This is a genomic window from Acinetobacter sp. YH12205 (genome assembly GCF_013418125.1).
Taxonomy (GTDB): domain Bacteria; phylum Pseudomonadota; class Gammaproteobacteria; order Pseudomonadales; family Moraxellaceae; genus Acinetobacter; species Acinetobacter towneri.
Map to the genome: position 1 here is coordinate 1 of NZ_VPCQ01000027.1, position 1,483 is coordinate 1,483.

A 1,483-nucleotide genomic window follows, 5' to 3' on the forward strand; every position below is an offset into this window, starting at 1 on the left:
CTGTTATTCCCAAGTAGAAATGTCCTACCTAATAACCAAATAGAAATGTCCTATATGGACATTTCCAAGTCAAGCACAGGATTTAGATTTCGTTGTTCAATCGCTGTTTTCTGTGCACGTCTGCTTGGCATCTTTTGAGAACGATTACGTTTGTTTTGCTGTTCCAGTTCTTCATGCTGTTGTTGGATATGATTCAGAACAGCACTCAACCGTTTATTCTCAACAATCTCTCGCTGATTCAGCTGACTTAATTTATCGAAGAGGCTGTAATTGATCTTTCGGCCATCATGCATGAGGGCTACAGTACCATCCGGGTATTCCAGGAACTCAAGATACTTACCGATCAACCTTTGATTTTCTTCGGTGTTTTCCAGGAGATATACGCATTTATCATAAGTAATCGTCAGGCTATTGGTGACTCTGCGGGGTTCACGCCAAGTAAAAATATCATCTAATTCTTCGGCTGTTTCAGTGATAGGCCGATGTAGATTCTTAGGATTAAAAGCCATCTTGGCGAACTTCTGATTGAACTGCTCAATGAAGCAGGGTAGCCAGGCATTAGCTTGCTCAATCGAACAGATGCCTTCCAAGCGCATTTCTTTGATCAGACGGTCCTGAAGCGTTCTATTCGCCCGTTCTACACGGCCTTTGGCCTGTGGTGAATTGGCGAAGATGATATCGATATTGAGGGTGCTGAGTACACGTCCAAACTGGGTAATCTTGGTGTCTTTCTTGCTGCTTTGATTCACTCTAAAGACTGAATGTTTGTCGCTGTAAAACGCTAAAGGCTTACCGTGCTGTTCGACATATAAACGTGTTGAAATCATATAGTCAAAGGTTGATTCTGATTCACAGAAGCGTAAATGCTGCAATTTTCCTGTCGCATCATCGATAAACACCAGCAAACAGCACTTAGCAGCGCGTCCTTCAAACCAGTCATGGTGTGAGCCATCAATTTGGATCAGTTCACCAAAGCAATCCCGGTTGTAACGAGGCTGATACGGGCGTTTCAGGCGCTTGGCGCGAGGAATCCACAGATCTGCTGCAATCATCCAGGAACGCAGTGTTTCAACTGAAATATCAAAGCCATGAACGGTGGTGAGCTTTTCATGCGCTAAAGTGGGTCCGAAACCATGGAATTGTTCAGCGACCAGATTGAGGCACTTGAGTCTGAGCTCTTCAGGAAGCCTGGAATTGCTGATTTGGCCACGTGCAGCATGGGCTAATGCAGTTGGACCTTGAGTTTTGTATTTTTGCAATAAACGTCTGATCTGACGTTCTGAAATATGAAGTAGCTGAGCAGCCTGGGGCTGGGTTATGCGTTGATCACAGATTTCTTGCAAGACCGACAATCGTTTAAGTTCTTTATCCGACATAGACACCAACATATCAAACCGTCCGCTAAGAAAATTGCAACAGCGCATATTCTAAAAGCGGACATTTTTACTTTGGAGAAACCGGACATTTCTATTTTGGAGTTACA

At 43.8% G+C, this 1,483-nt stretch carries 1 protein-coding gene; it reads right to left on the bottom strand.

Going from position 1 to position 1,483, the window contains the following annotated elements; all coding sequences use genetic code 11:
• Positions 1-50: 50 nt before the first annotated feature.
• Positions 51-1,376 (bottom strand): ISNCY family transposase, encoded by a 1,326-nt coding sequence (locus FTU92_RS13975; RefSeq protein WP_096902756.1) that lies wholly within the window; start codon positions 1,374-1,376, stop codon positions 51-53.
• Positions 1,377-1,483 lie beyond the last annotated feature (107 nt).